At 68.6% G+C, this 22,691-nt stretch carries 25 protein-coding genes; 13 read left to right on the top strand and 12 right to left on the bottom strand.

Annotated features, from left to right (window positions below; genetic code table 11):
* Nucleotides 1–17 precede the first annotated feature (17 nt).
* Nucleotides 18–356, top strand: coding sequence for a P-II family nitrogen regulator (locus ACXJ1Y_RS14720; RefSeq protein WP_238248428.1), 339 nt, complete (start codon nt 18–20; stop codon nt 354–356).
* A 97-nt stretch (nt 357–453) separates the two neighbouring features.
* On the top strand, nt 454–1,953 hold the full coding sequence (locus ACXJ1Y_RS14715; RefSeq protein ID WP_463846946.1) for an ammonium transporter: 1,500 nt from the start codon (nt 454–456) through the stop codon (nt 1,951–1,953).
* 447 nt (nt 1,954–2,400) lie between these two features.
* Here ACXJ1Y_RS14715 and ACXJ1Y_RS14710 read toward each other — a convergent pair whose 3' ends face one another.
* A complete protein-coding gene (locus ACXJ1Y_RS14710) occupies nt 2,401–2,574 on the bottom strand; it encodes a hypothetical protein (RefSeq protein WP_463846945.1) in 174 nt (57 codons plus the stop codon).
* Nucleotides 2,575–2,645: 71 nt separating this feature from the next.
* Between ACXJ1Y_RS14710 and ACXJ1Y_RS14705 the strand changes: the two genes are divergently transcribed.
* Nucleotides 2,646–3,413 carry a DUF3800 domain-containing protein gene (locus ACXJ1Y_RS14705; protein WP_463846944.1) on the top strand — a complete coding sequence of 256 codons (768 nt, stop codon included), beginning with the start codon at nt 2,646–2,648 and terminating at the stop codon, nt 3,411–3,413.
* A gap of 89 nt (nt 3,414–3,502) precedes the next feature.
* Here ACXJ1Y_RS14705 and ACXJ1Y_RS14700 read toward each other — a convergent pair whose 3' ends face one another.
* The 3 genes from ACXJ1Y_RS14700 to ACXJ1Y_RS14690 form a co-directional block, all read right to left on the bottom strand.
* Entirely contained in the window at nt 3,503–4,423 is a 921-nt protein-coding gene (locus ACXJ1Y_RS14700; protein ID WP_463846943.1) for an IS1595 family transposase, read from the bottom strand.
* A gap of 88 nt (nt 4,424–4,511) precedes the next feature.
* Nucleotides 4,512–6,119 (bottom strand): phosphoglycerate dehydrogenase, encoded by a 1,608-nt coding sequence (gene serA, locus ACXJ1Y_RS14695; RefSeq protein ID WP_463846942.1) that lies wholly within the window; start codon nt 6,117–6,119, stop codon nt 4,512–4,514.
* 99 nt (nt 6,120–6,218) lie between these two features.
* Nucleotides 6,219–7,388 carry a phosphoserine transaminase gene (locus ACXJ1Y_RS14690; protein WP_463846941.1) on the bottom strand — a complete coding sequence of 390 codons (1,170 nt, stop codon included), beginning with the start codon at nt 7,386–7,388 and terminating at the stop codon, nt 6,219–6,221.
* A gap of 188 nt (nt 7,389–7,576) precedes the next feature.
* Between ACXJ1Y_RS14690 and ACXJ1Y_RS14685 the strand changes: the two genes are divergently transcribed.
* On the top strand, nt 7,577–7,756 hold the full coding sequence (locus tag ACXJ1Y_RS14685) for a hypothetical protein (protein ID WP_463846940.1): 180 nt from the start codon (nt 7,577–7,579) through the stop codon (nt 7,754–7,756).
* A 6-nt stretch (nt 7,757–7,762) separates the two neighbouring features.
* Here ACXJ1Y_RS14685 and trmD read toward each other — a convergent pair whose 3' ends face one another.
* Nucleotides 7,763–8,470, bottom strand: coding sequence for a tRNA (guanosine(37)-N1)-methyltransferase TrmD (gene trmD, locus ACXJ1Y_RS14680; RefSeq protein WP_463846939.1), 708 nt, complete (start codon nt 8,468–8,470; stop codon nt 7,763–7,765).
* A 75-nt stretch (nt 8,471–8,545) separates the two neighbouring features.
* On the opposite strand from trmD, the gene ACXJ1Y_RS14675 reads away from it, so the two are divergent.
* Entirely contained in the window at nt 8,546–9,265 is a 720-nt protein-coding gene (locus tag ACXJ1Y_RS14675) for a class I SAM-dependent methyltransferase (protein ID WP_463846938.1), read from the top strand.
* Between the two features lie 365 nt (nt 9,266–9,630).
* Here the strand turns inward: ACXJ1Y_RS14675 and rimM are convergent, their stop codons facing one another.
* Genes rimM through ACXJ1Y_RS14650 form a run of 5 tightly spaced genes read right to left on the bottom strand, consistent with a single transcriptional unit; the run spans nt 9,631 to nt 12,803 of the window.
* On the bottom strand, nt 9,631–10,308 hold the full coding sequence (gene rimM / locus ACXJ1Y_RS14670; protein WP_463846937.1) for a ribosome maturation factor RimM: 678 nt from the start codon (nt 10,306–10,308) through the stop codon (nt 9,631–9,633).
* A gap of 11 nt (nt 10,309–10,319) precedes the next feature.
* Complete coding sequence (gene rpsP / locus ACXJ1Y_RS14665) at nt 10,320–10,682, bottom strand: 30S ribosomal protein S16 (protein ID WP_463846936.1); 363 nt, start codon at nt 10,680–10,682, stop codon at nt 10,320–10,322.
* A 9-nt stretch (nt 10,683–10,691) separates the two neighbouring features.
* Nucleotides 10,692–11,021, bottom strand: a complete 330-nt coding sequence (locus ACXJ1Y_RS14660; protein ID WP_342166087.1) for a chorismate mutase — start codon at nt 11,019–11,021, stop codon at nt 10,692–10,694.
* The gene (gene ffh / locus ACXJ1Y_RS14655) at nt 11,018–12,574 is read right to left on the bottom strand and encodes a signal recognition particle protein (RefSeq protein WP_463846935.1); all 1,557 of its coding nucleotides are present in this window, start codon (nt 12,572–12,574) and stop codon (nt 11,018–11,020) included. The genes ACXJ1Y_RS14660 and ffh overlap by 4 nt, the downstream gene beginning before the upstream one ends.
* A 10-nt stretch (nt 12,575–12,584) precedes the next feature.
* The gene (locus ACXJ1Y_RS14650) at nt 12,585–12,803 is read right to left on the bottom strand and encodes a glutathione S-transferase (RefSeq protein ID WP_243953718.1); all 219 of its coding nucleotides are present in this window, start codon (nt 12,801–12,803) and stop codon (nt 12,585–12,587) included.
* A 293-nt stretch (nt 12,804–13,096) separates the two neighbouring features.
* Here ACXJ1Y_RS14650 and ACXJ1Y_RS14645 point away from each other — a divergent pair, with 293 nt between their 5' ends.
* The 8 genes from ACXJ1Y_RS14645 (at nt 13,097) to ACXJ1Y_RS14610 (ending at nt 19,584) form a co-directional block, all read left to right on the top strand.
* Nucleotides 13,097–13,606: an ATPase gene (locus tag ACXJ1Y_RS14645; RefSeq protein WP_463846934.1), complete on the top strand. Its 510-nt coding sequence runs from the start codon at nt 13,097–13,099 to the stop codon at nt 13,604–13,606.
* A 410-nt stretch (nt 13,607–14,016) separates the two neighbouring features.
* The gene (locus ACXJ1Y_RS14640; protein WP_463850122.1) at nt 14,017–15,042 is read left to right on the top strand and encodes a Rieske 2Fe-2S domain-containing protein; all 1,026 of its coding nucleotides are present in this window, start codon (nt 14,017–14,019) and stop codon (nt 15,040–15,042) included.
* A gap of 88 nt (nt 15,043–15,130) precedes the next feature.
* A complete protein-coding gene (locus ACXJ1Y_RS14635; protein WP_243953720.1) occupies nt 15,131–15,370 on the top strand; it encodes a DUF6894 family protein in 240 nt (79 codons plus the stop codon).
* A 53-nt stretch (nt 15,371–15,423) separates the two neighbouring features.
* Entirely contained in the window at nt 15,424–16,485 is a 1,062-nt protein-coding gene (locus tag ACXJ1Y_RS14630; RefSeq protein ID WP_463846933.1) for an MBL fold metallo-hydrolase, read from the top strand.
* A gap of 80 nt (nt 16,486–16,565) precedes the next feature.
* Nucleotides 16,566–18,182, top strand: a complete 1,617-nt coding sequence (locus ACXJ1Y_RS14625) for an ABC transporter substrate-binding protein (RefSeq protein ID WP_463846932.1) — start codon at nt 16,566–16,568, stop codon at nt 18,180–18,182.
* A gap of 67 nt (nt 18,183–18,249) precedes the next feature.
* Nucleotides 18,250–18,495: a hypothetical protein gene (locus tag ACXJ1Y_RS14620; protein ID WP_463846931.1), complete on the top strand. Its 246-nt coding sequence runs from the start codon at nt 18,250–18,252 to the stop codon at nt 18,493–18,495.
* Nucleotides 18,496–18,645: 150 nt separating this feature from the next.
* The gene (lanM, locus tag ACXJ1Y_RS14615) at nt 18,646–19,059 is read left to right on the top strand and encodes a lanmodulin LanM (RefSeq protein WP_463846930.1); all 414 of its coding nucleotides are present in this window, start codon (nt 18,646–18,648) and stop codon (nt 19,057–19,059) included.
* A gap of 90 nt (nt 19,060–19,149) precedes the next feature.
* The gene (locus ACXJ1Y_RS14610) at nt 19,150–19,584 is read left to right on the top strand and encodes a DUF1810 domain-containing protein (protein ID WP_463846929.1); all 435 of its coding nucleotides are present in this window, start codon (nt 19,150–19,152) and stop codon (nt 19,582–19,584) included.
* Here ACXJ1Y_RS14610 and ACXJ1Y_RS14605 read toward each other — a convergent pair.
* Nucleotides 19,581–22,004 (bottom strand): PBP1A family penicillin-binding protein, encoded by a 2,424-nt coding sequence (locus ACXJ1Y_RS14605; protein WP_463846928.1) that lies wholly within the window; start codon nt 22,002–22,004, stop codon nt 19,581–19,583. The genes ACXJ1Y_RS14610 and ACXJ1Y_RS14605 overlap by 4 nt on opposite strands.
* The gene (locus ACXJ1Y_RS14600; RefSeq protein ID WP_463846927.1) at nt 22,001–22,642 is read right to left on the bottom strand and encodes an HdeD family acid-resistance protein; all 642 of its coding nucleotides are present in this window, start codon (nt 22,640–22,642) and stop codon (nt 22,001–22,003) included. The genes ACXJ1Y_RS14605 and ACXJ1Y_RS14600 overlap by 4 nt, the downstream gene beginning before the upstream one ends.
* Nucleotides 22,643–22,691: the final 49 nt, after the last annotated feature.

The following is a 22,691-nucleotide window of genomic DNA, read 5'->3' as shown; positions in this document are numbered from 1 at the left end:
TCAAGGGGGTGCCTCCCATGAAGATCGTGATGGCCATCATCAAGCCATTCAAGCTGGAGGAGGTGCGCGACGCCCTCACCGGCATCGGCGTGCACGGCCTGACTGTGACCGAAGTGAAGGGTTACGGCCGTCAGAAGGGCCATACCGAGATCTATCGCGGCGCCGAATACGCCGTGAGCTTCCTGCCGAAGCTCAAGATCGAGGTGGCGGTGGCCAGTGACCTGACCTCCAGCGTCGTCGATGCCATCGCGGGTGCCGCCCGCACCGGCCAGATCGGCGACGGCAAGATCTTCGTGATGCCCCTCGAGAAGGCGGTGCGCATCCGGACCGGCGAGACCGACGCCGACGCCCTCTGAGCGAAGGGGCTGCGCCGGCCCGCCGGCAGCGCCCGTTCGACCCCCCATCCCCTTTCCGATCTTCCACACCGCGACCGCGACCGGGAGCCTCGTGCCCATGAAACTCCGTACTGCCCTCACGCTCGGCTTGGGAGGGGCGGCGCTCGCCCTTCTCTTGGTCGAGCCCTCGCTCGCGCAGACGCCCACGCCTGAGGCCGCGTCTCCGCCCCCGTCGCCGATCCCGAACAAGGGCGACACCGCCTGGATGCTGATCTCGGCGGCCCTCGTGCTCATGATGAGCGTGCCGGGTCTCGCCCTGTTCTACGGCGGCCTCGTCCGCACCAAGAACATGCTCTCGGTCCTCACGCAGGTCTTCGCCATCGTGGCGATCGCCGGCCTGCTCTGGGTGTTCTACGGCTACAGCCTCGCCTTCACCAACGGCGGCGGCATCAACGACTTCGTCGGCGGCTTCTCGAAGGCCTTCCTGAAGGGCGTCGATGCCAACTCGACGGTGGCGACCTTCTCCAACGGCGTCGTGATCCCCGAATACGTCTACATCTGCTTCCAGATGACGTTCGCGATGATCACGCCCGCCCTGATCGTCGGCTCCTTCGCCGAGCGCATGAAGTTCTCGGCGCTGGTGGTCTTCATGATCCTCTGGATCACGCTGATCTACTTCCCGATGGCCCACATGGTTTGGTACTGGGGCGGGCCGGATGCGGTAGGCAATGCCGCCAAGGCGCTCGCCGCCGCGACGGACGAGGCCTCCAAGGCCAGCGCCCAGGCCGCCCTCGACGCCGTCAACAAGGACGCGGGCTTCCTCTTCCAGAAGGGCGCCCTCGACTTCGCCGGCGGCACCGTGGTGCACATCAACGCGGGCATCGCGGGCTTCGTGGGCTGTCTGATGCTCGGCAAGCGGATCGGCTACGGCCGTGACCTGCTGGCCCCGCACTCGCTAACCATGACCATGATCGGCGCCTCGCTCCTGTGGGTCGGCTGGTTCGGCTTCAACGCCGGCTCCAACCTCGAGTCCAACGGCACCGCCGCGCTCGCCATGCTCAACACCTTCGTCGCCACCTGCGGCGCGGCGGTGGCGTGGCTGTTCGCCGAGTGGGCGCTCAAGGGCAAGCCGTCGCTGCTCGGCATGGTCTCGGGTGCCATCGCCGGCCTCGTGGCCGTCACCCCGGCCTCCGGCTTCGCCGGCCCGATGGGCTCGATCGTGCTCGGCCTCGTGGCCGGCGTGGTCTGCTTCATCATGTGCTCGACCGTGAAGAACGCGCTCGGCTACGACGACTCCCTGGACGTCTTCGGCGTCCACTGCGTCGGCGGCATCCTTGGCGCCCTGGCGACCGGCATCCTGGTCGATCCGAGCCTCGGCGGCGTCGGCATCCCCGACTACACGTCGAAGCCCGGTGAGCTGGCGGTCGGCGCCTACGACATGATGAGCCAAGTCATCGTGCAGGCCGAGGCCGTGGGCCTGACCCTCCTGTGGTCGGGCATCGGCTCGGCGATCCTCTACAAGCTCGTCGACCTGACGATCGGCCTGCGCGTCACGCAGGAAGAGGAGCGCGAAGGCCTCGACATCGCCGATCACGGCGAGCGCGCCTACAACTACTGAGCCATAGGCTCTGACGAGAAAGGCCCCGGCTCTCGCGAGCCGGGGCCTTTTCGTTTGGCGATTATACCGTTCGCACATACGGCAGTTGCCGGGCAGCTAACGCATAGGCATGATGGCCCATCACTCTGTGGAGCCGCCCATGCCTCTTTGGCGAAATTGCAGAACTGAGAACTGGTATGAGAGCGGTCAGGCAGACGGAGAACGTACTGATGTCCGCATTGACGGTGATGAGATCGTCCTGACCTATCGGCATGAAGGTCAGTATCGCCAATACCAAGGACGGGCATTGGCTCCCGGCCACTTTAAGCTAGACGCGACGTCACATGAGGGAACGGCTACGCTGCACCAGTTTCCTAAAAGCACAATCCTTGAAGGTTGGTGGCGCGAAGGGCAAGCAAGGGGGATGTGGCGCATCACCCTCAACACGGCCGAGGACGACGACGAGGGTTAAGACCCCTTCGCTTTCGCGATCTTCTTCAACGCTACATCAAACGCGGCCTCATCCTCGCTCGCCCCGGCCTCCCGTGCCGCTTCAATGAACCGGCGGCGCTGTTCCTCGGGGGTAAGCTTTTCCGCGCCGAGTTTGGCGGGCTTGGGTTTGGCGTGGGTGTCTGTCGGCATCGGCGATCCATAATTAGAAGAAAAGCTCGGTCGTATTGACTCTTTGTACGAGTTGCGCCTGAAAATGGCGAATGCACCTTTGCTTCGTAGACGAAAGCGGTTCGCCGCCAAAGCCCGGCAAGATCGGGAACCGCCGGCACTTTGTCATCGCCGGCGTCATAATGCACGAGGCGCAATGGCACGGAATTTCGCAAGAATTGGCGGCACTTAAAGCACGACCACAGTACCGTGTAACGGGTGAAATAAAATGGCGTTATTTTGGATCAGATAACGACGATAAAGACAATAGTGTTGGTCATTTAAACCAAAATGGAAGGGACAGTTTCAGAGAAGAACTTTACGCTATAATCACAAAGCGCAAAAGTATAAGGATAGTTTGTTGCGTTACATGCTGTGAAGCAGCTTACGAAACTGCATATGTAAATTCGGAAGAAGACTTATATCATCATACATACAAGCCAGTTTCTGAGCGTTTTCAATATTACTTGCAAGATGTTAGCAGAACCGTAGGCGACCGCCAAAATGGCATTATTGTCGCAGACCACAGAGGAAAGAAACAGGACGAAACGTTTAGAATAAAACACCACAGACTAGTAGATAATGATAGTATGTTCGTTAGTAACTACGAAAGCTTTATAGAAACAGTATTTCTAACACCGTCGCACCATAGTGTGGGAATACAGCTTGCTGATATGGTCGCGGGAGCAGTCGGGCGAGCCTTCAACTCTGGTGATACAAGATTTGCAGATATGCTAACGCCGGCTTTCAGAGCGAGCCCCAAAGGGGTCATCGACGGCTTCGGTTTGGTCAAGTTCCCGAAAGCTACATGGCGCCGCTAGCCGTCGGGTGGGGGCTTTCGCCCCCTGATGCATTCGCCGCATCCCCGACATTCAAAACATAGCGCAACCCACCAGAATTTCAAGCTTTATTACACAACTGGCCGGTACTTAAGTCGTTTGCCAGAAACGCCTTTTAGCGCTGCGTCTGTCCGTTGCACATCGTCCACACCCAGCTTCACCCGATTGTTGTACCGGAAGTCGAACTCCGCGAGGTAGCGGTGCAGGTGCTGCTTGCCGCAGTGCTGGTAGACGCCCTTCATGCCGCGCTTGAACACGGAGAAGTAGCCCTCAACGGTGTTCGTGTGGACGATGCCGCGCACGTATTCGTCGCGACCGTGGGACGTGTACTGGTGGTACGCGAAGGACGCGCCGAGCTTGAGGTAGTGACCGGCCTCATCGGTGAACAGGCTAGCTTCCTTGGCGATGTTCTCGGCCAGGATCGGCATGACGGTGGCGGGCTTGAGATCGTCCACGACGACGGAGCGAACCTGCTTCGTGTCGCGATCCACGAGGCTCAAGACCTTCATCTTGTGGTGGTAGGCGCGCTTCTTCGGCATGCCGGGCTCGCGGCCGATGAACGTCTCGTCGGCTTCCACGATGCCAGCGCCGCCGGCCGGGCCGTCCATGCCGCCCATCGGAGCAAGGGCGCCGTCACGCATCGCCTCGCGCAGTCGGTGGAACATGAACCACGCGGTTTTGTAGGTTACGCCGAGCGTCCGGTGCAGTTGATGCGCGGAGAAGCCCTTCTTGCTGGACGCGAGAAGGTGAGCCGCCTGAAGCCACAGGTGCAGCTTCACATGGCTGGACTCGAAGACCGTGCCGACCGTGACCGTGAACTGCTTCTTGCAATCGCCGCAACGACGGAGGCCCATGCGACCGCCCTTGACGTTGGTGATCCGGCCCATGCCGCCGCAGTGGGGGCAGACCGGACCTTCCGGCCACAGCAGGCTTTCCAGCTTCGCGAAGGCGGCGGCTTCGTCGTGGAAGAAGGCTGTGGACAGGGCGGACATTGGGCTAACTCCTTGATTTGAAACCTATTCCCGCCCGGTGTATTTGTCAACGATATAATCGCCTTTCGTTTTCCAACGCCGGGACCTTCTAGAACCGCAGGGCCCGCACGCGCTTCACCTGCGGGATCTCGGCGATCCGCGCCAGCACGTCCTCCGTCACCGGCCCGTCCACGGCGACGAAGGCGATGGCGTCGCCGCCCTCGCGCTCGCGGCCGAGGTTGAAGGTCGCGACGTTCATGCCGGCCTCCCCGAGCAGGCTGCCGAAGCGCCCGATGAAGCCCGGCTTGTCGTCGTTGCGCACGAACAGCATGTGCGGCGCGAAGCCCGCATCCATGGCGATGCCGCGGATCTCGATCACCCGCGGCTTGCCGTCCTGGAAGACGGTGCCTGCCGCGTCGCGGGGCATGTCCTTCGCCTCGACGGTGATCCGCACGACCGATTCGAAGTTGCTGTGGGCGCCGCCCCGGCGCACCTCGTCCACCACGATCCCGTGCTCGTGCGCCAAGGCGGGGGCCGAGATCATGTTCACGTCGGAGCGGAAGGCGCGCAGCACCCCCGTCACCGCCGCCGCCGTGAGCGCGCGGGTGTTCATCTCCGCGACCGCGCCCTCGTAGATCACGCGGATGCCGGTGACGGGCGCCTCCGTGAGCTGCCCGAGGAACGAGCCGAGCTTCTCGGCGAGTTCCACGAAGGGCCGCAGGCGCGGCGCCTCGTCGGCGGTGATGGCGGGGACGTTCACCGCGTTGGCGATGGCCCCGTCCGTGAGGTAGGCCGAGATCTGCTCCGCCACCTGCAGCGCCACGTTCTCCTGCGCCTCCGCCGTCGAGGCGCCGAGATGCGGTGTGCAGATCACGTTCGGATGCCCGAAGAGCGGGTTCTCCCTCGCCGGCTCGACGGCGAACACGTCGAGGGCCGCCCCCGCCACATGGCCGGAATCCAGGGCGGCGCGCAGGGCCGCCTCGTCCAAAAGGCCGCCACGGGCGCAGTTGACGATGCGGACGCCAGGCTTCGTCCGCGCCAGAGCCTCGGCCGAGAGGATATTGCGCGTCTTCTCGGTGAGGGGGACGTGCAGGGTGATGACGTCGGCGCGGGCGAGGAGATCGTCGAGTTCGACCTTCTCGACGCCGAGCGCCACCGCCCGTTCCGCCGAGAGGAACGGATCGTAGGCGATCACCTTCATCCTCAGGCCGATGCCGCGCTCCGCGACGATGGCGCCGATGTTGCCGCAGCCGACCACGCCCAGCGTCTTGGCGGTAAGCTCGATGCCGAGGAAGCGGTTCTTCTCCCACTGCCCGGCCTGCGTCGAGGCGTCGGCCTGCGGGATCTGGCGGGCCAGCGCGAACATCATCGCGATGGCGTGCTCGGCGGTGGTGATCGCGTTGCCGTGGGGCGTGTTCATCACGATCACGCCCTTGGCCGTCGCGGCGGCGACATCGACGTTGTCGACGCCGATGCCGGCCCGGCCGATGACCTTCAGCCGGGTCGCGGCCTCCAGCACCTTCGGCGTCACCTTGGTGGTCGAGCGGATGGCGAGGCCGTCATAGGCGCCGATCTCGCGGATCAGCGCGTCGCGGTCCTTGCCGAGGTCGGGCCGGAAATCGACGGCGATGCCGCGGTCCCGGAAGATGCGGATCGCCGCCTCGGAGAGGGCATCGGAGACGAGGACACGCTTCGGTTGTGAAATCTGTGCGGGCATGAGGGGGCCTCCGGCGCCGCAGGGCGGCGTCAGGCGAGAGGGCACCGTCCCTCCCCGTCACCGGGGAGGGATGCACGAAGCGGGGGGAGGCGTGGCGCCTCAGGCAGCCTGGGTGAGGGCCGCCTTCTCCTGCGCGAAGGCCCAATCGAGCCACGGAAGCAGCGCCTCGACGTCGGCGGTCTCCACGGTGGCGCCGCACCAGATGCGAAGGCCGGCGGGGGCATCGCGATAGGCCGCGATGTCCAGGGCGACGCCCTCCTTCTCCAGCCGCGCGGCGATGCTCTTGGCGAGGGCGGCCACGGCCTCGTCGCCCTTGGCCAGCACGTCCGGGTCGGCGATCACGAGGCAGACGCCCGTGTTGGAGCGCGTCGCCGGATCGACGGCCAGCGGCGCGACCCACGGAGTGCGGTCGACCCAGGCATAGATCGCCGCCGCGTTGGCGTCGGCGCGGGCGTGCAGGGCCGGCAGGCCGCCGATCCGCTGCGCCCAGTTCAGCGTGTCGAGGTAATCCTCGACCGCGAGCATGGAGGGCGTGTTGATCGTGTCGCCCTTGAAGATGCCCTCGATGAGCTTGCCGCCCTTGGTGAGGCGGAACACCTTCGGCAGCGGCCAGGATGGGGTGTAGCTCTCCAGCCGCGCCACGGCGCGGGGCGAGAGGATCAGCATCCCGTGCGCGGCCTCGCCGCCCATCACCTTCTGCCAGGAGAAGGTGACGACATCGAGCTTGTCCCACGGCAGGTCTTGCGCGAACGCGGCCGAGGTGGCGTCGCAGATCGTCAGCCCCTCGCGGTCGGCGGCGATCCACGCGCCGTCCGGCACCTTCACCCCGGCGGCGGTGCCGTTCCAGGTGAAGACGACGTCATGGGTCTTCGTGTCGATGGAGGCGAGGTCCGGCAGCACGCCGTAGGGCGTCTGGTGGATCGTCGGCTCGATCTTGAGCTGCTTGAGTGCGTCCGTGACCCACTCCTTGCCGAAGGCCTCCCAGGCGGCGACCGTCACCGGGCGGCAGCCGAGCATGGTCCACATCGCCATCTCGACGGCGCCGGTATCCGAGGCCGGGACGATGCCGATCCGGTAATCGGCCGGCACCTGCAGGATCTCGCGGGTCAGGTCGATCGCCTGCGAGAGCTTGGCCTTGCCGAGGGGGGAGCGGTGCGAGCGGCCGAGGGCGGCGTCGGCCAGGGCCTGCGGGGTCCAGCCGGGGCGCTTGGCGCAGGGACCGGACGAGAAGTGGTTCACGCGCGGGCGCGTGGTGGGTCGAGCACTCATGATGATCCATCCTTGCAGATGGGCGCTCCTCGTTGGGGAGGAGTGTCCCGCCGACGCGGATGCGCTCAAACTTGGCCGGTTGCAAGCGCGATCCGCGCCGGGACGATCACGTTCCGGGGCACGGAACGGGCGATTAAGATCGGCCGATTAGCCTGGACGGCGTACCGCGTTGTGTTCCGGGTGCGCCGATGTCCTATGAAGATGCCGCGATCGTCGCGGCCTTTACGGTTCTGTTCGCTATCGTGATTGCCCTGCTGCCGCGCAGCCGGAAGGGCGACCTGATGGAGCGCCCGCAGGTGCAGGTGCTCGAATTCGACCCCCTCGTCGTCGATGCGGACGGGCCGGTCCTCGACCTCAAGCCCGCCTGAGGCCGTTCAAGGTTTCTTCCCCGCCAGCAGATCGGGCCGCCGCTCGGCGGTGATTCGCTCGGCCTCGGCCCGCCGCCACTTGGCGATGGCACCGTGGTTGCCGCCGTTCAGGATGTCCGGGATGGCGCGGCCCTCCCATTCCCGCGGGCGGGTGTAGTGCGGGTATTCGAGGAGCCCGCCCTCGAAGCTTTCCTCCACGCCCGACTCCACCTTGCCCATGACGCCGGGCAGCAGGCGCACGCAGGCATCGAGCACGGTGATCGCCGCGATCTCGCCGCCCGAGAGCACGTAATCGCCGATCGACACCTCTTCGAGGTCGCGTCCCGCGATCACCCGCTCGTCCACCCCCTCGAACCGACCGCAGACCACAACCACGCCCGGCCCCGCCGCGAGTTCGCGCACCCGCTTCTGGCGCAGCGGGCGGCCCCGGGGGGACATGAGCAGGCGCGGTCGCGGATCCTCCTGCGGCGCGGCGGCATCGATGGCGGCGGCGAGCACGTCGCAGCGCAGGACCATGCCCGCCCCGCCGCCGGAGGGTGTGTCGTCCACGTTCCGGTGCCGGCCGAGCCCGTGCTCGCGGATGTTGCGCGCCTCCAGGCTCCACTCGCCCCGCGCGAGCGCATCGCCGGAGAGCGACACGCCGAGGGGGCCGGGGAACATCTCCGGGTAGAGGGTGAGGATCGTGGCCCGCCAGGGCATGTCCGCGCGCGTCATGGCGCTCCATCGCGCGTCCGGTGCGGCACGGTCAACGCGGCCGGCACCGGCTGGGGGGCTCGGCGGTTGTCGGGCATGCTGCGCCTCTCGCTTCTTCTCTCCCTCGCCCTCACCGTGCCGGCCTGGGCCGCGCAACCGCTGGCGCCTCCCGGCGCCCCGGCCGAGGCCTTTTCAAAACCGGATCGCCCCGTCGCCGAGATCGTCGCGCCGCAATGGACGGCCGAGGCCCAGCGCGACAAGGTGGGCGAGTTCGAACAGGTCGCCAAGGCCATGCGGATCGCCCCCGGCGAGACGGTGGCCGATATCGGGGCGGGCAGCGGCTATTACGTCGTGCGGCTGAGCCCGCGCGTCGGGCCCTCGGGGAAGGTCCTCGCGGAGGATGTGACGCCGTCCTACCTCGCCGCCCTGGAGCGGCGGGTGAAGGGGCTCGGCAACGTCACGGTCGTGAAGGGCGAGCCGCACGACCCGCGCCTGCCGCCGACCTCCGTCGATGCGGTGGTGCTGGTCCACATGTACCACGAGATCACGCAGCCCTTCGGCCTGCTCTACAACCTCGCCCCCGCGATGCGTCCGGGCGGTCGCGTCGGCATCCTCGACGCGGACGACATCCCCTCGCGCCATGGCACGCCGCCCGCCCTCCTGCGCTGCGAGTTGGCGGCGGTGGGCTACCGCGAGACCGGCTTCCACCCGATGCCCGACGGCACCTACCTCGCCGTCTTCGAGGCCCCCGCGCCGGAGGCGAGGCCGAAGCCGGAGGCGATTCGCCCGTGCCGGGATGGAGCGACGGCGCGATGAGGGCGGCCGTACGAATCAACGCACCGTTGCTTGAGCGCCGTCACGCCGGAGGTGATAACGGCCACGCTTGAGGCGCCTCTCCGATCCGAAGGCCCCCGCTACGGGGCTTGCGGCGGAGCTGATCGGCCGTCGCCCCCACACGGGTGAGGAGATCGATCGGAGAGGAGGTGATTCGTGTGCTCGGGATACCGATACTCACCGTCACCGTGAGTAAAAATGCCAGCGCGTGGTCTGTGACCATCACGCTGGCACTGAAGCTCTGCTAGCCATAGAGCAAAGGAGCCGAGGCGAGGTAGCGCTTTCCCCGGCTCCACCCTGAGGATAAATCCCCAGGCCCTGAATTTCAATCGCCCCGTTCGAGTGGTTCAGCCCGGATCGTCGGCGGGCTTCGGTCCCGGCGCCTCGAAGAAATCCTCGGGCAGCGCGACGGTGATCCGCTTCGCCGACACGTCGAGATCGGGCACGAACGCCTTGGTGAAGGGCAGGAGCGCCGTCGCCCCGCCGGCGGCCGGGCGCAGTTCCAAGAGATCGCCGCCGCCGTAATTCGGCACCGCGACCACCGTCGCGACGACGGTCCCCGTGGCATCGACGGCGCTGGCGCCGATCAGGTCGGTGGTGAAGACTTCGTCATTGTCCTCCGGCGTGCCAAGGCGGGCGCGGGGGACATAGATCGCGAGGCGGTTCAGGGCCTCGGCGGCGGTGCGGCCGGAGACGCCCTGGACGCGGGCGATCAGCATGTCGGCCGATGCGCCCGGGGCGAGGCGGACCTCGGCGAGGGCCAGCGCCCGCCCGTCGGCGGTCGTCAGGGGGCCGTAGCCGGCGATGTCTAGCGGCTCGGCCGTGTACGACTTCAGCCGCACCTCACCGTTGAGGCCGTGCGCCCGCCCGAACTCGCCCATCAGGACGAGATCCGGATCGACGGCGGCCGGCGGCGGCTTCGGAGCGGGGGGCTTGGCCGAGGTCGCGACCTCCGGCGCGAGGGCCGGAGGTCGGGCGCGGCGAGCGCCGTCGCGGGAATGGGGACCAGCGGGGCGGCGCGTCACCAGCGGGTGCCTTACGCGGCGGCGTCTTCGGCGGGGGCGGCGGCCTTCTCGGCGCGCTTGGCGGCCCGCTCCTTGGACTTCTCGCCCGGCTCGGCCTTCTGCGGGTTGTTGCGGGTCGGACGCTTGGCAAGGCCGGCGGCGTCGAGGAAGCGCAGGACGCGGTCGGTCGGCTGCGCGCCCTTGGCGAGCCAGCTCTGGATCTTCTCGTTGTCGAGCACGACGCGGGCCGGATCGTCCTTGGCCTTCATCGGATCGTAGGCGCCGACCTTGTCGATGAAGCGGCCATCGCGCGGCGAGCGGGCGTCGGCGACGACGATGCGGTAGTAGGGGCGCTTCTTGGCGCCGCCGCGGGTGAGACGGATCTTGAGCGACATGGTGTGTTCCTAGTTCTGGTTGTCGACCGTGGCGCCGTGCTCGGCCGCGATCGTCTGGTGGTGCCGGATGACTTCCTTGACGACGAACGCCAGAAACTTCTCGGCGAAATCGGGGTCGAGCTTGGCGTCGACCGCGAGTGTGCGGAGCCGGGCGACCTGACGGGCCTCCCGGTCCGGATCGGAAGGGGGAATCCCCTTGCGGGCCTTCAGCTCGCCGACCCGCTGGGTGCAGCGGAAGCGCTCGGCGAGCAGATGGATCAGGGCGGCATCGAAATTGTCGATGCTGTCGCGCAGGCGCGCCAGCTCGGGATCGACGCCTTGAGCGGAAAGGATCGTCATTTCTTTTTCCCGAACGGCAGGCCGCCGAGGCCGGGGAGCTTCGGGCCCCCGAGGCCCGGCAACTTCGGCATCCCGCCGCCGCCGAGACCTGGCGGCATCGGCGGCAGCTTGCCCCCGAACTGCTTCTCCAGGGCGGCGATCTGCTCAGGCGTCGGCTCCGGCATCCCCGGCGGCAGGCCGGGCATGCCCCCCGGCATCCCGCCGCCGCCGCCGAGCCCGAACATCGAGCCGAGCGCCTGGCCGATGCCGCGCTTGCCCGAGCCCATCGCCTTCATCATGTCGGCCATGGTCCGGTGCATCTTCAGGAGCTTGTTGATCTCCGAGACGTCCACCCCCGAACCCGCCGCGATGCGCTTCTTGCGGCTGTTCTTGAGGAGGTCGGGGTTCTTGCGCTCCTGCGCGGTCATCGAGGAGATGATCGCCCGCTGGCGCTTGAACATCTTCTCGTCGAGGTTGGCGCCCTCGACCTGCTTCTTGATCTGCCCCATGCCGGGCAGCATCCCCATCAGGCCGCCGATGCCGCCCATCCGCTCCATCTGGGCGAGCTGCATGGACAGGTCCTCCAGATCGAACTTGCCCTTGCGCATCTTCTCCGCGGTGCGGAGCGCCTGCTCGTGGTCGATGGTCTCGGCGGCCTTCTCGACCAGCGAGACGATGTCGCCCATGCCGAGGATGCGGTTGGCCACCCGCGCCGGGTGGAATTCCTCCAGCGCATCGACCTTCTCGCCCGTGCCGACGAGCTTGATCGGCTTGCCGGTGACGGCGCGCATCGACAGCGCCGCGCCACCGCGCGAATCGCCGTCCATGCGGGTCAGCACGATGCCCGTCACTCCGAGGCGCTGATCGAAGGCGCGGGCGGTGTTCACCGCGTCCTGGCCGGTCAGGGCGTCGGCGACGAGGAGGACCTCGTGCGGGTTCGTGGCCGCCTTCACGTCGGCGGCCTCGACCATCAGGGCCTCATCGACCGTGGTGCGGCCGGCGGTGTCGAGCATCACCACGTCGAAGCCGCCCAGCCGCGCGGCCTCCATCGCCCGGCGGGCGATCTGCACCGCCGACTGGCCGGCGACGATGGGCAGGCTCTCGACGCCGACCTGTTTCGCCAGCACCGCCAACTGCTCCATGGCGGCCGGGCGGCGGGTGTCGAGGGAAGCGAGCAGCACCTTGCGGCGCTCGCGCTCGCTGAGGCGGCGGGCAATCTTGGCGGTGGTGGTGGTCTTGCCCGAGCCCTGCAGGCCGACCATCAGGATCGGCACGGGGGCGGGGGCGTTCAGGCTGATCACCTCGGCATCGGTGCCGAGCATGGCCACCAGCTCGTCGTTGACGAGCTTGACCACCATCTGGCCCGGCGTGACCGACTTCAGCACCGTGGCGCCGACCGCCTTGTCGCGGACCCGGTCGGTGAAGCCGCGCACCACTTCGAGGGCGACGTCGGCTTCCAGCAGGGCCCGGCGCACCTCGCGCATGGCGGCGGTGACGTCGGCCTCGGTCAGCGCGCCCCGGCGGGTGAGGCCGGAGAGGATGCCGGAGAGCCGGTCGGAAAGTCCTTCGAACATGCCGGGCCCGTTACTGCTCGAGCCCGGCGCGCGAGACCCGGCGGGCCTGCAGCGACGCCTCGAAGCTCTGGATCGCGCGGGCGAACTTGTCCCGGCACTCGGGGTTGCAGAAGCCCACGACGGCGCCGTTGTAGAGCGTGAGCGAGTCGGCCGAAATCGGCTTACCCGACCACGGGCAGGCGTCGTTCACCGCGTCCTCGATCTTCAGCACGTGTCTCTCGGCCACCATGCGGTGCAAGCCTCCGCCACCCGGCCCGCCTTCGGGAGTTCGCCCAACACCCATCGCGCCCGAGGGCGCAGACGCGCTGTCGGGCGTTGACCTCCGGCCTCGCGGGCCGGTCGGCGGGTCGTGACGCGATCATCTCAGGATCGGGAGCGCGGGGCGTAGCGGCCGAACGGAGAAAAGTCAATTTTTCCCTCGCCCGCGATGAATGGGGCGGCGGCAGGGGGCCTGCGGCTCTTTACCGCTCGTTAAGCATGTTCGGCTTGGGTGAAGGGGAATGATTCCCAGGACGCATGCCGATGTCTGAACCCGCCCGCGCGTTTCCGGCCTACGAGGACGACAACCAGGCGGCTCCGGCACCGCTGCGGGACTGGCTCAACGCCCTGCAGCGCTACGAGTCCGAGGCGAACGGCCCGCTCCAGGCGCCGGCCGCCGACAACAGCCCCGGCGGGCCGCGCCTGACGCAGCCCACGGCCCCCGAGCAGGCCGAGGATGCCGACATCTCCGAACTGATGGCGGAGAACCTGATGCTGAAGGCGAAGCTGCAGGTCGAGCACGACCGGCAGGATGCCCTCCAGAGCGCGCTGGCCGCACAGATCCGCGAGTTGCGTGAGCACATCGCGCAGGAGATGGCCTCGCTCGAGGAGTTGCGGGCCGAGCAGGAGGCCGTTCAGGCCGAGTACGCCGCCTTCCACGCGGAGCGGGACGCCCTGACGGCCGAGCGGGATGGCTATCGCGAGGACCGGGACCTGTGGCGGGCGCGGGCCGAGGCCCTGGCCAAGCCGCTGTTCCAGTCGGTCAAGGCCTGACGCGACGTCCTGAAACGGCGAAGGGCCACCCCGTTTCCGGGATGGCCCTTCCATTGCCGAACCGACAGTCCGGCGGAACTGATCCGTATTCGAGTCTCAGACGCGCTTAGTGCGACGCGCCGGAGGCGAAGGTCCAGGTCCGGGAAGCCGAGACGGTCGGCTGATGACAATGAGACACTGGATCACCTCCTTTCGTGAGTTGCGGGTGGGAGGAAGTTAGGTGGCCGAAGCCGGCTTGTGAAGGGCGGGGGGCTGCGTCGCTTCGCCCTCGCTTTTGCCGGAGGTGCGGAAGGGAGTAAGACGGCCCGGAGGCCGCAAGACCTTCCGATCCCTTCACCGCGATCCCGCCCGTGAACGTCCAGGTTCCTCCGCCCCGCCCCGCCGACGAGGCGGCCCTCGATCCGGATGCGATGCGCCAGCCGCTGCCGAGCGCGTGGTACTGCGTCGGCCGGGCCGACAGCGTCGGGGGCGGACAGGTCCGCGCCGTCGCCCTGAACGGCGAGCAGATGGTGGTCGGTCGCGACAAGGATGGGGCGCTCTTCGCCCTGCGGGACCGCTGCCCGCACCGGGGCATGGCCCTGTCCAAGGGGCCCTTCGACGGGCAGACCCTGATGTGCCCGTTCCACGGCTGGCGCTTCGGCACGGATGGCGGCTGCCGCGACGTGCCGACCCTGTCCGAGCACGACGCCGCCGACTTCTCCCGCATCCGGGTGCAGCCCTTCCCGATCCGCGAGAGCGCGGGCTTCCTCTGGGTGAACCCGCATCTCGGCCCGGCCCTCGGCGCGCCGCCCGAACTGCCCTCCCTGGATTTCGAGCCGGCCGGCAGCCTCGTGGTGGAGTTGGAGGTCGAGGCCTCCTTCGACCTCACGGTGCTCAGCCTCGTGGATCCGGGCCATGTCGCCTTCGTCCACGATACGTGGTGGTTCCGCCCCTCGAAGCAGCTGCGCGAGAAGGTGAAGATCTTCGAGCCGGTGATGCACGGCTTCACCATGGCGAGCCACGCGACCACGACGAGTTCGCCGGTCTACAAGCTCCTGGGCGGCGTGCCGGATGTGGAGATCGAGTTCCGCCTGCCGGGCGTGCGGCTGGAGCGGATCCGCGCGGGCACGCGCCGGGTGGCGAACTACACTTACGCCACGCCGCTCTCGCCCCACCGGACCATGCTGACCAACGCGCTCTATTGGAGCATGCCGGCCCTCAACCTGCTGAAGCCCGTCGCCCGGCCGCTGATGCGCCAGTTCCTCGGCCAGGATCAGCGGGTTCTGCAGGATGCGCAGAAGGGGCTCGACCGCAAGCCGACCATGGTCCTGTTCGGCCAGGGCGACCTGCCCTCGCAATGGTATTTCCGGCTGAAGCGGGAGGCGCTGGAATCGGGCCTAGCCGGGCGTCCCTTCGTCAATCCGCTGGAGCGGCGGGAGCTGCGCTGGCGCTCGTGACCCGCCGGATACCGTGCGCGGAAAGCTCCTGTTAACCATGATTTACGTAGTCTCGCGGACGGTTCGTCGCCCCGAGACACGTTGCCCAATGCCCCGCTATTACATCGATCTGCACGACGGCATTCAGCCCATCAAGGACGAGGTCGGCTTCGACCTGCCCGATCTGCCGGCGGCACGCGCCAAGGTGGTCCGCATCATGTCGGCCATCGCCCGCGACATGCTCCCCGACGTGGAGCGCCAGGATTACGTGGCGGGTGTCCGCGATGCCGTGGGCAAGGTGGTCTACCGGGTGCGTCTTTCCCTGGCGACGGAGATCATCGAGGGCTGATCCGCTATCGCGTCGCGCTTGACCGGCGCGGCGCGGCGGCCATCTCCTGAAGCATGAAACGGCGCAGCCTGCTGACGGTCGCGAGCGCGGCCACGGTCATGACCCTCGGCGGCGTCGGCTATGCCGCCCACCGCCGCAACGCGAACCCCTATTATTCCGGGCCGGTCTCGGACCATTTCGACGGGAAGCGCTTCTTCCTGCCGGGGGTCGACACCGACCGTGGCCTGAAGGACGTCGCCCGCTGGCAGGCCCAGCGCCGCCGCACGCCCTGGCCGAAGAGCGTCCCGAGCCCGTTCCCGGCCGACCGGCCGCCGGAGCGGGTGGCTGGCCTGCGCGTCGTGCTCATCGGCCACGCGAGCTACCTCGTGCAGGTCGCCGGCCGTAACATCCTGATCGATCCGGTCTTCGCCAAGCGGGCGAGCCCCGTGCGCTTCGCCGGGCCGAAGCGGGTGAACCCGCCGGGCATCGCCCTGGCCGACCTGCCGCCCATCGATGCGGTGCTCATCACCCACAACCATTACGACCATCTCGACGGGCCGAACCTCGCGCGGATCTGGCAGGCGCACCAACCCCTCATGGTGGCGCCGCTCGGCAACGATGCCATCCTGCGCGGCTACGACGACACGATGCATGTGGAGACCCGCGACTGGGGCGAGTCGGTCGACCTCGGCGACGGGCTGTCCATCCACCTGACGCCCGCCAACCACTGGTCGGCGCGGGGGATCAACGACCGCCGCATGGCGCTGTGGTGCGCCTTCGCGATCCTGTCGCCGCAGGGCTTCCACTACCATGTCGGCGATACCGGCCTCGGCGACGGGTCGATCTTCCAGGCGGTGCGCACCCGATTCGGATCGCCGCGCCTCGCCACCCTGCCCATCGGCGCCTACGAGCCGCGCTGGTTCATGGGGCCTCAGCATGTCGATCCCGCCGAGGCGGTGGAGATCGCCCGCATCCTCGGCGCGGAGCAGGCGCTCGGCCACCATTGGGGCACGTTCCAACTGACCGACGAGGGCGTCGAGCGCCCGGCGGAAGACCTCGCCGCCGCCCTCGCCGCGTCCGGCCTGGCGCCGGAGACCTTCCTCGCCCTGCGGCCCGGCGAGGTCTGGCAGGTCTGATCCCTCCGGCCAAGCATACGGCACGATGTATGCAAGATACCGGGCGCGGCGACGCCAGCCGCGTCCGAGCCGGGAAACTGATGACCTTCGTCGTGCCGACACGCCGCTCCCTCATGGCCGGAGGCGCGGCGCTCGCCGCCCTCGGCACCGCCGGCCGAGCACAGGCCGCGAGCGAACCGGGGACCCTGACCTACGGCATCTCGATGACCGACCTGCCGCTGACCACCGGCCAGCCGGACAGGGGCGCGGGCGGCTACCAGTTCACCGGCCTCACCCTCTACGATCCGCTGGTCGCCTGGGAACTCGACGTGGCCGACCGGCCCGGCAAGATGGTGCCGGGGCTCGCCACCTCCTGGGAGAGCGACCCCGCCGACCGGAAGAACTGGATCTTCCGCCTGCGCGACGGGGTGAAGTTCCACGACGGCTCGGCCTTCGACGCCGACGCGGTGATCTGGAACTTCGACAAGGTGCTGAACAAGGAGGCACCGCATTTCGACCAGCGCCAGGCGGCGCAGGTCCGCCCGCGCCTTCCGGGCGTGGCGTCCTACAAGAAGCTCGATCCGATGACGGTGCAGGTGACGACGAAGGCCGTCGACAGCCTGTTCCCCTACCAGATGCTGTGGTTCCTGATCTCCTCGCCCGCGCAATACGAGAAGGTCGGCCGGGACTGGGCGAAGTTCGCCTTCGAGCCCTCGGGCACCGGGCCGTTCAAGCTGATGAAGCTCCTGCCGCGCGTCAGCCTGGAGATGGTGCCCAACGCGGCCTACTGGAATCCGAAGCGGATTCCGAAGCTGTCGAAGCTCACCCTGACCTGCGTGCCGGAGGATCTGGCGCGGGTGAACGCCCTGCTCTCGGGCAATGTCGATCTCATCGAATCGCCCGCGCCCGATGCCGTGCCGCGCCTCAAGGGGGCGGGGATGCGCATCGTCGGCAACGACACGCCCCATGTCTGGAACTACCACCTCTCCATGCTGGAGGGCTCGCCCTGGCGCGACCTGCGCCTGCGCAAGGCGGCGAACCTCGCCATCGACCGCGACGGCGTCGTGCAGCTGATGGGCGGGCTCGCCACCCCGGCCGCCGGGCAGGTGCAGAAGTCGAGCCCGTGGTTCGGCAAGCCGGATTTCGCGATCAAGACCGACGTCGATCAGGCCCGCAAGCTCGTGGAGGAGGCGGGCTATTCGGTGAAGAACCCGCTCAAGACGACGATCCTCATCCCGAGCGGCGGCACCGGGCAGATGCTCTCCCTGCCGATCAACGAATTCGTGCAGCAGAGCTGGGCGGAGGTCGGCATCCAGGCCGAGTTCAAGGTGGTGGAGCTGGAGGTCGCCTACACCGCGTGGCGGCAGGGCGCGGCGGATCCGAGCCTGAAGGGCGTCGCGGCCGAGAACATCGCCTACGTCACCTCCGACCCGTTCTACGCGATCCTGCGCTTCTATGATTCGAAGCAGATCTCACCCAACGGCGTGAACTGGAGCCATTACCGCAACCCGGAAGTCGATGGCCTCTGCGACAAGGTGAAGGCCAGCCTCGACCCCGCCGAGCAGGACAAACTCCTCGCCCGCATCCACGAAATCGCGGTGAACGACGCGGTGCAAGTTTGGGTGGTGCACGACACCAATGCGCATGCGCTGTCGAGCCGTGTGAAGCAGTATGTCCAGGCGCAGCACTGGTTCCAGGATCTGACCACGCTCGCCTGAAGACAATCGAACATCGGAACCTCCTTCGCGAACTCGTGTTGAGTCGCGACACGCGAAGGAGGAACTTATGAAGACACTGCTAGCCGGTGCGATCGTCGTAGCCTCGATCGCCAGCGCGGCTCCGGCCGTCGCCCAGCGGATCGATATCGGGCCGGGCGGCCCCAGCATCGACCTGCGGTCTCGCGGCCAGCGCGAGCGGGATTTCCAGCGCGAGGAGTATCGCCGCGACCGGGAGGCCGAGCGCCGCTCCTACTACCGCCAGGAGCGCTATAGGGACGAGCGTCGCGCCTATCGCCGCAGCTACGAATACTGATCCAGCCGCCAGGACTTGAAGGGGCCGGTACTCACCGGCCCCTTTCGCGTTTTTGTAGTCACGCCGCAACCCGAGGCCACTTTTCGCACTTGCGTTATGTTGGTCCGCGCACTAGGACACTCACGCATCTATTTTCGGGAGAAAGTGGCAATGACCCTTCGCACCATCAGTGGTTTCGCCGCCGTGGCGCTCCTGGCAGCTGGTTTTGCAGCGCCGTCCGCCATGGCCAAGCCGATGGGCGGCGCCGGCGCCGTCAAGATGATCGACACCGACAACGACGGCACCGTCGATATGAAGGAAGTCGAGGCCGTCGCCTCCGCCACGTTCGACCGCCTCGAGAAGGATTCGGACGGCACCCTCGACGCCAAGGAGCTGAAGGGCCGCCTGAGCAAGGCCGGCGTGAAGACCGCCGATCCGGATTCCGACGGCACCCTCGACAAGAAGGAATACCTCGCCGCCGTCGGTGAGCGCTTCAAGATGGCCGACCCGGACGGTGACGGCACCCTCGACGCCAAGGAGCTGAACTCCAAGGCCGGCAAGGCGCTCCTCGCCCTCATCAAGTAAGCGGCATCCCCGCTGGACGGACGAACCCCCGGTGAGAGCCGGGGGTTTTTTGTTGGCGAGCCGCGCATCACGCAACCGGCAGGAGCCGCCATGGACCCGTCCGATCAGGATCCCTTCGCCCTCTCACGCTTCGTGGAGGCCCAGGCCGGCACAGTGGAGCAGGCCCTCGCCGAGTTGCGGGCGGGGCGGAAGCGCAGCCACTGGATGTGGTTCGTGTTCCCGCAGATCGCGGGGCTCGGGTCGAGCCCCATGGCGCAGCGCTACGCCATCGCCTCCCTCGACGAGGCGCGGGCCTATCTCGCCCATCCCGTCCTCGGCGCCCGCCTGCGGGAGTGCACGCAGGCCGCGCTGGCGGCGCCGGGCTCGGCGCACGCGGTGTTCGGGAGCCCGGACGACATGAAGTTCCGCTCCTGCCTGACCCTGTTCGCCCGGGCCGCGCTGGGGGAGGCGCTGTTCCGGGACGCCCTCGCGCGGTTCTACGGCGGGCAGGAGGATGCGAAGACGCTCGGAAAGCTCGAAGACTAGCGTCCCCACAGCCCCACGCGTTCGGCCCGCGCCTGGTCCTCCGCGTCGAGGAGGTCGGGCGGGGCGTCCTCGCGGGCGCGGGCGCCGCCCGCCGCCACGATGAGCCCGGCGAGGTCGGCCCCGTCGAGGGTGCAGCGGGCACCCTCCGCGCCGCCGCCCGCGCAGACCACCTCGCGCCGCCGCAGATAGGCGGCCAGTTGCCGGGCGAGATGCCCCCCCTGGCCCTCGACGCCGAGGAGCCGCACGGCACGACCCCGGAACGAAAGGGTGGCGGTGTCGATGACGCTCGGCACGCCCCGGACCTCGTCCGACGTGCCGGAGGGCGGCGGGGCGACCTGCGCGGCGGGCACGGCCTCGGCCCGCGCGGCGGAGACGGGCGCCCGCGCCTTGCCCTTGGCGATGAGCGCCGAGGCCCGCTGCACGAAATCGTGGAAGATCCCCGCCGGCATCTCGCCGCCGAACATCTTGTTCATGGGGCTGTCGTCGTCGTTGCCGACCCAGACGCCGACCACGAGGTCCGGCGTCATGCCGACGAACCACGCATCGCGAAAATCCTGGCTGGTGCCGGTCTTGCCGCCGACGATCTGGCCCGTCACCCGCGCCGCGCGGCCGGTGCCCGATTCGACCACCGCCTGGAGCGAATCGAGCATCATCGTGCGCGGCTCGACGGGCAGGCTCGCCGTATCGGCGGGGTCGGCGCGCACGTAGACCGGCTTCGGATCGCCGCCCCGGATCGCGTTGACAGCGTAGGTGTCCAGCGGCGTGCGCCCGGCGAGCACCGAGCCGAAGGCGCGGGTCATCTCCAGGAGGCTCACCGCGCCGGAGCCGAGGACGAGGCTCGGCACGGCCGGCAGGTCGGACTGGATGCCGAGCCGCTTCGCCGTGGCGATGATCGCCGGAATGCCGACCTCCTGGCCGAGCTGGGCGGCCACGGTGTTGATCGACAGGGCGAAGGCGGTGCGCAGGGGCACCGGCCCCCGGTACCTGTTGTCGTCGTTCTCCGGCTCCCAATCGCCGATGCGGACGGGGCGGTCGACCAGCACCGACTCGGGCGAGAAACCCTTCTCGTAAGCGGTGAGGTAGGTGAGCATCTTGAACAGCGAGCCGGGCTGGCGCTTCGCCTGCACCGCGCGGTTGAACTGGCTGTCCTCGTAGTCGCGCCCGCCGACGAGGGCGAGGATCGCGCCCTCCTTCGACAGCACCACCATCGCCGCCTGCCCGACCTTGCGGCGGGCGCCGTCCTTGTCGAGGCGCTTGGCCACGGCCGCCTCGGCGAGGCTCTGAAGGTCGAGGTTCAGGGTCGAGCGGACGGTGATGTCGCCGTCGCTGCCCGCCAGACGCTTCAGGTCCGGGGCGATCATGTCGAGGAAGTAGTTCGAGCCCGGCGGCGCCTCGGGCGGTGTCTTCAGGGTCACGCTCTGGCGGCGGGCGGCATCCGCCTCCTTCGCGGTGATGGCCCCGGTCTCGACCATGGCCTGGAGCACCACGTCGGCGCGCTCCTTGGCGCCGCCGAGGTTGCGCGTCGGGGCGAGTTGCGACGGCGCGCGGACGAGGCCCGCGAGCATCGCCGCCTCGGGCAGGGTCAGGGCCTTGGCCGGCTTGCCGAAATAGCGCCGCGCGGCGGCATCCGCGCCATAGGCGCCCGCGCCGAAATAGGCGGCATCGAGATAGCCGAGCAGGATCTCGTCCTTGCTCATGGTCGCCTCGGCGCGGAGCGCCAGCAGCGCCTCCTGCGTCTTGCGCCAGAGCGACTTCTCCTGGTTCAGGGTGACGAGGCGGACATATTGCTGCGTGATGGTCGAGCCGCCCTCGCGCACGCCTCCGCCGCGCAGGTTGCGCCACGCGGCGCGCGCGAGGCCGCGCAGGTCGATCCCCCAATGCTGGTAGAAGCGCCGGTCCTCGATGGCGACGATCGCCTGGGCGAGGTGCGGCGGCAGGTCGGCCTGGGTGAGCCTCTGGCCCCGGAAGCTGCCGCGGGTGGCGAAGACCTTGCCGTTGTCGGCCTCCACCGTCACGGCGCGCTGGGCCGGCGCCGCCGCGCCGCTCCCGAGCGGCGGCAGGCTCACGAGCGCGGCGAGAACGTAGAGTCCGAGCGCCGCCATCGGCAGCAGGACGACCGCCCCCGCGACCGCGAGCGCCGGCCTGCCGGACGACATGGCGCGGAGGCTGGCGAGCCGGCCCGTCGCCGCCGGTCGCGGCTCGGGCGCGGGCCGCGCCTCCCGGCGGCGGCGACGCGCTGCGACGGCCCCCTCCAGGCCGGAGCGGGCCGCCCGGTAGGCGCCGCCCCCGGCCCGTCCGGCGAAGATGCCAAGGCTGCGCCCGAGGGCAGCGGCCGCGCCGAGCACCTCGCGCCCGGCGGCGCGGGTGTCGGGCGATTTGCCCCCGGGGGGCGATGGGTCCGGGTGAGGGCCGTCGTTCACGGCCTGCGCGGCAGCACGGTCGCGGAGGCGTGGCGGCTGCGCAGGCTGACGCCGAGGATCACCAGCATCACACCGAAGGCGATGGCATAGGCGCCGAGCCACCACGTCAGCACCAGGGCCGACATGCCGGGCTCGATCACCAGGGCGAAGCCGAACAGCACGGAGACGATCCCGCCGAGCAGGAGCCACCACCGCCCGTAATGCAGGTGCAGCCGGAAGGCGGCGGCGATCATCAGGGCGCCGGTCACGAAGGCCCAGGCGGCGAGCAGCAGCACGAAGGCCCAGACCGCCGCCGCCGGCACGAGGAAGGCGGCCACGCCGACGACGATGTCCACGAGGCCTTCGACCAGCAGGAAGCCCCAGCGCTCGTGCTTCTGCGCGGCGCGGATCGCCCCGACGATGGTGAAGATGCCGTCCACCAGCATGTAGGCGGCAAAGAACAGGACGAGGGAGAGCACGAAGGCGGCCGGCGCCGCGAAGGCGACGGCGCCGAACAGGATGCTGACCACCCCGCGCAGGGCGATGAGCCACCAGTTGCGGGCGAGCGACGCGCTCATGGCGTCGAGGCGGGCGGCCCCGACGAGGGGAACGCCCGTCGGCGTGGTGGACCTTGGATCGAGAGAGGGACCGCCTGTCATGGTGTGACGTGCTCCGGCGAGGGGGCTGCGGCGTCGCGAGCAAGCTCCA

It is taken from the genome of Methylobacterium sp. TK26 (assembly GCF_055361565.1).
Note: the sequence above shows the minus strand (reverse complement) of the source record. Positions and strands in the feature narration are given on the sequence as shown.

Coding starts and splice junctions, on each gene's coding strand:
- trmD (WP_463846939.1), bottom strand. CDS start 8,470: ATGACGCGCGCGGACATGCCCTGGCGGGCCACGATCCTCACCCTCTAC.
- lanM (WP_463846930.1), top strand. CDS start 18,646: ATGACCCTTCGCACCATCAGTGGTTTCGCCGCCGTGGCGCTCCTGGCA.
- ACXJ1Y_RS14700 (WP_463846943.1), bottom strand. CDS start 4,423: ATGTCCGCCCTGTCCACAGCCTTCTTCCACGACGAAGCCGCCGCCTTC.
- ACXJ1Y_RS14625 (WP_463846932.1), top strand. CDS start 16,566: ATGACCTTCGTCGTGCCGACACGCCGCTCCCTCATGGCCGGAGGCGCG.
- ACXJ1Y_RS14635 (WP_243953720.1), top strand. CDS start 15,131: ATGCCCCGCTATTACATCGATCTGCACGACGGCATTCAGCCCATCAAG.
- ACXJ1Y_RS14630 (WP_463846933.1), top strand. CDS start 15,424: ATGAAACGGCGCAGCCTGCTGACGGTCGCGAGCGCGGCCACGGTCATG.
- ACXJ1Y_RS14620 (WP_463846931.1), top strand. CDS start 18,250: ATGAAGACACTGCTAGCCGGTGCGATCGTCGTAGCCTCGATCGCCAGC.
- ffh (WP_463846935.1), bottom strand. CDS start 12,574: ATGTTCGAAGGACTTTCCGACCGGCTCTCCGGCATCCTCTCCGGCCTC.
- ACXJ1Y_RS14715 (WP_463846946.1), top strand. CDS start 454: ATGAAACTCCGTACTGCCCTCACGCTCGGCTTGGGAGGGGCGGCGCTC.
- ACXJ1Y_RS14720 (WP_238248428.1), top strand. CDS start 18: ATGAAGATCGTGATGGCCATCATCAAGCCATTCAAGCTGGAGGAGGTG.
- ACXJ1Y_RS14600 (WP_463846927.1), bottom strand. CDS start 22,642: ATGACAGGCGGTCCCTCTCTCGATCCAAGGTCCACCACGCCGACGGGC.
- ACXJ1Y_RS14660 (WP_342166087.1), bottom strand. CDS start 11,021: ATGACGATCCTTTCCGCTCAAGGCGTCGATCCCGAGCTGGCGCGCCTG.
- ACXJ1Y_RS14640 (WP_463850122.1), top strand. CDS start 14,017: ATGCGCCAGCCGCTGCCGAGCGCGTGGTACTGCGTCGGCCGGGCCGAC.
- rpsP (WP_463846936.1), bottom strand. CDS start 10,682: ATGTCGCTCAAGATCCGTCTCACCCGCGGCGGCGCCAAGAAGCGCCCC.
- ACXJ1Y_RS14705 (WP_463846944.1), top strand. CDS start 2,646: ATGCACCTTTGCTTCGTAGACGAAAGCGGTTCGCCGCCAAAGCCCGGC.
- ACXJ1Y_RS14610 (WP_463846929.1), top strand. CDS start 19,150: ATGGACCCGTCCGATCAGGATCCCTTCGCCCTCTCACGCTTCGTGGAG.
- ACXJ1Y_RS14710 (WP_463846945.1), bottom strand. CDS start 2,574: ATGCCGACAGACACCCACGCCAAACCCAAGCCCGCCAAACTCGGCGCG.
- ACXJ1Y_RS14650 (WP_243953718.1), bottom strand. CDS start 12,803: ATGGTGGCCGAGAGACACGTGCTGAAGATCGAGGACGCGGTGAACGAC.
- ACXJ1Y_RS14690 (WP_463846941.1), bottom strand. CDS start 7,388: ATGAGTGCTCGACCCACCACGCGCCCGCGCGTGAACCACTTCTCGTCC.
- ACXJ1Y_RS14685 (WP_463846940.1), top strand. CDS start 7,577: ATGTCCTATGAAGATGCCGCGATCGTCGCGGCCTTTACGGTTCTGTTC.
- ACXJ1Y_RS14675 (WP_463846938.1), top strand. CDS start 8,546: ATGCTGCGCCTCTCGCTTCTTCTCTCCCTCGCCCTCACCGTGCCGGCC.
- ACXJ1Y_RS14645 (WP_463846934.1), top strand. CDS start 13,097: ATGTCTGAACCCGCCCGCGCGTTTCCGGCCTACGAGGACGACAACCAG.
- serA (WP_463846942.1), bottom strand. CDS start 6,119: ATGCCCGCACAGATTTCACAACCGAAGCGTGTCCTCGTCTCCGATGCC.